This window comes from Paraburkholderia sp., from assembly GCF_036488505.1.
Taxonomy (GTDB): Bacteria; Pseudomonadota; Gammaproteobacteria; order Burkholderiales; family Burkholderiaceae; genus Paraburkholderia.
The window spans coordinates 1-6,137 of record NZ_DASXHN010000305.1; the positions used below are offsets into that span (position 1 = coordinate 1).

Annotated in this window: 6 protein-coding genes; 2 read left to right on the forward strand and 4 right to left on the reverse strand. The window is 61.6% G+C overall.

The window, feature by feature from the left end:
- Positions 1 to 90: 90 nt before the first annotated feature.
- The gene (locus VGH68_RS18135; protein ID WP_331605050.1) at positions 91 to 561 is read right to left on the reverse strand and encodes an Lrp/AsnC family transcriptional regulator; all 471 of its coding nucleotides are present in this window, start codon (positions 559 to 561) and stop codon (positions 91 to 93) included.
- Positions 562 to 804: 243 nt separating this feature from the next.
- Here VGH68_RS18135 and VGH68_RS18140 point away from each other — a divergent pair, with 243 nt between their 5' ends.
- Together VGH68_RS18140 and VGH68_RS18145 are read left to right on the forward strand one after the other, a co-directional pair.
- Positions 805 to 1,557 (forward strand): 3-oxoacyl-ACP reductase family protein, encoded by a 753-nt coding sequence (locus tag VGH68_RS18140; RefSeq protein WP_331605051.1) that lies wholly within the window; start codon positions 805 to 807, stop codon positions 1,555 to 1,557.
- A gap of 459 nt (positions 1,558 to 2,016) precedes the next feature.
- On the forward strand, positions 2,017 to 2,148 hold the full coding sequence (locus tag VGH68_RS18145; RefSeq protein ID WP_331605052.1) for a DUF3563 family protein: 132 nt from the start codon (positions 2,017 to 2,019) through the stop codon (positions 2,146 to 2,148).
- Between the two features lie 389 nt (positions 2,149 to 2,537).
- Here the strand turns inward: VGH68_RS18145 and VGH68_RS18150 are convergent, their stop codons facing one another.
- Genes VGH68_RS18150 through VGH68_RS18160 form a run of 3 tightly spaced genes read right to left on the reverse strand, consistent with a single transcriptional unit; the run spans position 2,538 to position 6,072 of the window.
- The gene (locus VGH68_RS18150; RefSeq protein WP_132380169.1) at positions 2,538 to 3,524 is read right to left on the reverse strand and encodes an ABC transporter permease; all 987 of its coding nucleotides are present in this window, start codon (positions 3,522 to 3,524) and stop codon (positions 2,538 to 2,540) included.
- Positions 3,521 to 4,501: an ABC transporter permease gene (locus VGH68_RS18155; protein WP_331605053.1), complete on the reverse strand. Its 981-nt coding sequence runs from the start codon at positions 4,499 to 4,501 to the stop codon at positions 3,521 to 3,523. The genes VGH68_RS18150 and VGH68_RS18155 overlap by 4 nt, the downstream gene beginning before the upstream one ends.
- Positions 4,498 to 6,072, reverse strand: a complete 1,575-nt coding sequence (locus tag VGH68_RS18160) for a sugar ABC transporter ATP-binding protein (protein WP_331605054.1) — start codon at positions 6,070 to 6,072, stop codon at positions 4,498 to 4,500. The genes VGH68_RS18155 and VGH68_RS18160 overlap by 4 nt, the downstream gene beginning before the upstream one ends.
- Positions 6,073 to 6,137: the final 65 nt, after the last annotated feature.

Sequence of the window (6,137 nt, forward strand, 5' to 3'; positions counted from 1 at the left end):
TTTCGCACGGAGATGGCGATCGCTCTCTGAAAGCAACGTTGAGAGCGGTCTTTTCCGTCCGTCTGGTATTCCCAGTGCGATTGGATAAATCTACCCCCCGCCTGGCCGGACCGGCAGCACCGTCTTGTACTGCACACGTCGCAGGGTGATCGACGTGCTGACGTCTCGGACACCATCGATAGTCGCGAGCCGCGTCATAACGAAACGTTCGATGCCTGCGATGTCGCTGGCAACCACGCGCACCATGTAATCGAACGCACCGGTCATCAGATAGCACTCCATCACCTCCTCGCAACTCAGGATAGCGCGCTCGAAAGCGGCAAGCTTTGCCGCGGATTTCTCGATTGCAACCGACACATAGGCGTTGATCGGGAACCCCACCTTCTCCTGATCCAGCAGCGACACATATTTCGTAATGACGCCCGCCTCCTCGAGCAATCGAATTCGCCGATAGAGCGGCGAAAGAGAGATGTCGAGCGATTCAGCCAGATCTGCAGCCTTGACATGAGCGTCACGCTGCAGTGCCTGCAAGATATCAACGTCAACTCGATCGAATTTCATTAGCTCTTTTTACCACGTGAATCCATTTGATCAACTATTCTTGCCACTAGTTACAAAATGGTTGGCTTAGTTTGGCACAAACCGTCACCGCAAACTAGCTAAAATTATCTCGTGTCGCGCTGCAGCGGAACAGCTTGCGCAGCGCGCCGCTGACGCGTGTTTCAACTTCCCCGAATGTCGAATTGCGGCGTCGCCGTGGCCCGTTTCTGAGGTGAACGGAAGACGCGATTGAAAGGAGTAGACGTGACTTTTTCGAATGGAAAACTGGATGGCAAAGTGGCTTTTGTGACAGGCGGTTCCCGCGGTATAGGAGCGGCAATCGCAAGGCGTCTCGCGAGCGAAGGCGCAGCCGTGTCGATAACCTACTCGAGCTCGAGCGATGACGCAGAGGGTGTCATCGGGGACATCGCTCGACTGAACGGACAGGGCGTGGCGATCCGCGCGGACAGTGCGGACACAGAAGCGGTGAAGGCTGCGGTCGCATCGACGGCGAACCGCTTCGGAAGACTGGATATTCTCGTGAACAACGCCGCGATGTTCCGCGTCGGCCTGATCGACGATTTTTCGCTGGAACATATCGATCAGATGCTGGCAATCAACGTCAAGAGCCTGTTCGTCGCCATTCAGGAATCGCTGCGCTTTATGGAGAAAGGCGGGAGGATCATCAACATTGGAAGCGTCAGCAGCGACTATATGCCGATACCGGGCGTGTCCGTATACGCCGCGACAAAAGGCGCCGTAGCCAGCATGACGCGTGCGTTGGCGAGGGATCTCGGTAGCCGGGAAATTACGATCAACAACGTCCAGCCTGGAAGAATAGATACGCTGATGAATCCAGCCAACGGTCCGATGGCCGACCAGATCCGGAGCTCAATCGCACTGGGTCGCTACGGATCAGGCGAAGATGTCGCGGGTCTTGTCGCCTGGTTGGCAAGCCCGGAAGCGGCGTTTATAACGGGTACGAGCCTGAAAGTCGATGGCGGCACGAGTGCTTGACCGTTGTCTTCGAGCCCGCGAAGGCGCTCGGTATCGTGAGCAAACCACGCAGGGCCTGACGGTCGATTCGCTTGCGGTAAAACGCAAGGCTCGGCATAAGTGGGCGATATCGGAAGCAACGGCGCGGCGTGAATGTCTGCCGTCGCAGCCATCGAGATGGTCATAATCAACAATCCTCCCCGGTTCTACCAGTCCGCGCGACACTCACGAAACAAAAGAAATCGCTCACTCGGGTTGGCATGAAACGCTGTACGTTTGGCAAGCTTCAATGCATCCGCTCGCTTGAATGAGAGTCGCCCGCATCACATACTGACCTCAAGGGAACGCCATCGGATGGCTATCTACCATTCGGGAATACCGTGCAGCGCCAGAAGAGCTTCTGCGTGGACAAAGGTAAAGCTTTTTCCGCTAACTGGCAAAACCTCAAATTCGTAGCTTTCAACCTAATCAGCTGTACGTATGATTTTGACTCTTCTGGAGCGCCTCAACCGATGGCTGGACGATATCGACCGGACCCGTCGTGAGGGATACCTCGCAATTTCGAAGGATATTGCCGAGCTTGAGCGTCGGATGAAAGAGTTTGACGGTTAGCTCGGGCCGGCGCCGGTCGCGAACGATTCGCGATAGCGGCACCAATGCCCCGCTCTATGCCTGTCGCGACCGGCCGTAGCTGATCCTCTGTGGCAGGCCGATGCTGCCGATTGTTCGCTGTTCGGACTTTCCGGACAGTCGCGTGTCGTGGAAAACACTACTAGTTAGCTAGCGAGGATGTTCGCGGGCTTCGCGGCTCTATGACTTGCGGGCGATGTGCTCAGTCAACGGCCTCATCGAAACAGCAATTCTGAGTGTGGAACGGTAGCCTCGTCAAGCCGTGCGACCGCTCTTGCTCAAAAGCAAGCGCTGAACTGCCAACGGTGAAGGTCCGGAGTTGGCCGGGTGCACTCGTTGATTGAGCGCGACTGGCGGGCCAGCGGCTCGACCTACGCCTCTCGCTTGCTTCGCCCATACAGCAGGAGCATCGCCGCGATCACCACGCCGTAGATGATCTGACGCCCCGCCTCCGGCATCTGCGCGACCGAAAGGATCGATTGCAGCAGTGTGATGAGGATCGCGCCGGCCACTGTGCCCAGGTATGAACCCCGTCCACCCAGAATCGACGTGCCGCCGAGCACGACCGCCGCGATCGCCGGCAACAGGTAAGCATCGCCCATCGACTGTGCGGCCTTCGACGCATAGCCCGCGAGCAGCACGCCGCCGAACGCGGCGAACGCGCTGCACACGGCGAAGGCGGTCACCGTGACGAGCCGCGTATCGATGCCAGAAAGATACGCCGCGCGCTCGGTGTTGCCGATCGCGTAAAGCGTGCGGCCGAAGGTCGTGCGCGACAGCAGGAACATCGTGGCGCCGCCGATCACCACCCACAGCGCGACGGCATTCGGCACGCCCGGTACGAGCCAGCCCGCCGCGAGCCAGCGCATCACCTCCGGCGCGGAATCCTGCGGCGACGATCCGCCCGTATAGACAATCATGATGCCCTGCGCGACCGCATTGGTCGCAAGCGTCGCGATCATCGACGGAATGCGCAGCAGTGCGACGAGGATGCCGTTGACGATGCCGATCAGCACGCCGCAACCGATCCCGACCGGAATCGCGAGGACGCGCCCGAGATCGCCGTGCCCCGCGACCGCGCACGCCATCATCGCGCCGACGGTGATCGTCCACGGCAGCGACAGGTCGATGTGGCCGAGCAGGATCACCATCATCAGGCCGGTCGCAATGATGCCGAGGAATGCGCCGACCTTCAGTTGCAGCAGGATGTATTCCGGCGACGTGAAGTTGCGCGAAAACATCCCGCCGACGAGCAGCAGCGCGACGATGCATGCGAATGCGATCACGATCGGTTTGTCGATTCTGCGGGTGAGCCTCGACACGAACGTGGTCCGGCCGGTCGCGGAAGCGTGGCTCATTGAAACCACTCCAGACGGTTGCGCACCCTGAACAATCCGCACGCGCCGATCGCGACAGCAAGCAGAAGAATCATGCCCTGAAATAGCGGCTGCCACAGCGCATCGACGTTGAACACGAACAGCAGATCGCCGATGCAACGGAACGCGAATGCGCCGAAGATCGCGCCGATCGCGCTGCCCTTGCCGCCGAGCAGCGACACGCCGCCGATCACTACCGCGGCGATCGAAAACAGCGTGTACGAGTTCGCGCTGCCGAGGTTCGCGTCGCCGGTGTCCGTGAAGAACGTCAGAAACAGGCCGCCGACTGCCGCGAGCAGGCCGGCCAGCGTATAGCTCACGAACTTCGCGCGGCGGATCGGCATGCCGGACAGGAAAGCCGCGGGTTCGGACGACCCGGTCGCGTATGCCGCTCGCCCGATCGCCGAGCGTTTGAAAGGAATCCAGACGATCACGATCGCGGCGAGCAGAATCACCAGGCTCGCTGGCAGAACGCCGGCGACCTTGCCCGTCAGTGCGTCGGCGAGGTCTTCGTTGATCGATCCGCCGGGCACCGGGCGCAGCAGCAGCGCCAATCCGTAGTAGACGGCGCCCGTCGCGATCGTCGTCACGATCGGCTGCAGCCGGCCGAAAATGATGATCACGCCGTTCAGCGCGCCGCACAGCGCACCCGCCCCGAGCACGCCGGCGATGCCGAGCGCGCTGTGCAGCGAGTCGCCCGTGACGATCCACGACCCGATGCAATTCGTCAGCACCAGCGTCATGCCGATCGACAGGTCGATGCCGGCGGTCAGCACGACGAGCGCCTGCCCCATCGAGACGAGCGCGAGTAGTACCGCTTTGTTCGCTGCCGTCTGAAATACGTTGGCCGACAACGCCGACGGATAGTTGACGAGATAGATCGCGAACATCAGCACGAACAGGCCGAACGCGAACACCGCTCCGCGATTCTCCGCATACCAGTAACGCAGGCCACTCATAGCGCCGCTCCCGTGGAAGGCAAAATCTGTCCGACGGGCAGGTCGAGAGCACTGGCAATCAGGTTCTGCTCGGTGATCGCCGAGCCGACGAGTTCCTTCTTGATCCTGCCTTCGTACAGTACGAGCACGCGGTCGCAGCAGCCGATCAGCTCGTCATAGTCGGTCGAATAGAAGACGATCGCGGCGCCTTCGTCGGCAAGACGCCTGAGCAGCTGGTAGAGCTCCTGCTTGGTGCCGACGTCGATACCGCGCGTCGGGTCGCTGAGCAGCAGGATCCTCGGCTGCCGCATCAGCCACTTCGCGATGACGACTTTCTGCTGGTTGCCGCCCGACAGCGAGCCCACGGGCGCGTCGACGCTGAACGACTTGATCGCAAGCAACTCCATCATCTGCTCGACGAGCGACTGCTGGCGGTCGCGATCGATTATGCCCGCGGTGGACATGCGATCGAGTGCGGCAAACGACAGGTTCTCGCGTACCGACATCGGCAGCATCAAGCCTTCGGTCTTGCGGTCCTCGGGTATCAGCGCCATACCGATTTCGTTGGCGCGCGCGGCCGTCGGGCTCCCGATCGACACGGCTTTGCCGTTGATCTCGATCTTGCCAGCGCAGCCGCGCAACACGCCAAACAGCGCGAGCAGCAGTTCGCGCTGGCCTTGTCCGTCGAGGCCGCCCAGTCCGAGGATTTCACCGGGCTGCAACGAAAAGCTGATGCCCCGCAGCGTGTCGCTCCATGCGAGATCATGACAGGCGAGAACCGGCGCGGTGCTGCGGGCGTCCGCGGGCTGGTCCGCCGGTTTGGCCGCGGGTTTGGCAGGAAACGCATGCTGGTACTTCCGGCCGATCATCATTTCGACAACCTCATTGTCGGAACGCGTGCCGGCTTCGAAGCTCATCACATGGCGACCGTTCCGGTAGACCGTGCATTCGTCCGCGAGCGCCTTCACCTCGTGCATGCGGTGCGAGATGAACAGCAGCGCGAGCCCCTCTTCGCGCAGGCGCTTGAGCACCTCGATCACGCGCGCGACGTCGGCCGCGGTCAGCGCCGAGGTGGCTTCGTCGAGGATCAGAATGCGCGGCGCGTGTGCCAGCCCCTTCGCGAGCTCGACCATCTGCTGGCGCGACAGCGGCAGGTCGCGGACTTTCGCAAGCGGATTGATGTCGGCGGCGCCCGCTCGCGCGAGCGCCTCCTCGGCCTGGCGGCGTTGGGCCCGCCGGTCGATCATCCCGAAACGTCGCGGCGGGTTCGCAGCGTAGATGTTATCCGCCACGCTCAAGTCGGGGATCAGCGACAGTTCCTGATACACGCAGACGATACCGGCCGCGTTCGCCTCGGCAGGCGACGCGAACGAGACCTCCCGGCCATCGAAATGCATCGTGCCCTCGTCCGGCTGCACGACGCCGGACATCACCTTCAGCAACGTGGACTTGCCCGCGCCGTTCTCGCCGAGGATCGCGTGAATGCGGCCTCTGCGCACCCTGAGTTCGGCGTGATCCAGCGCGACGGCGCCGCCGTAGCTTTTCGACACGCCAGACATCTGAAAGAACGGCTGCTCTGCATCCTGCAGCATGCTTCGTCTCCGGTCACAGCGCGGGCCGTCATCCGGTCACTGGTTGCCCTGGTTCTGCTTCATGA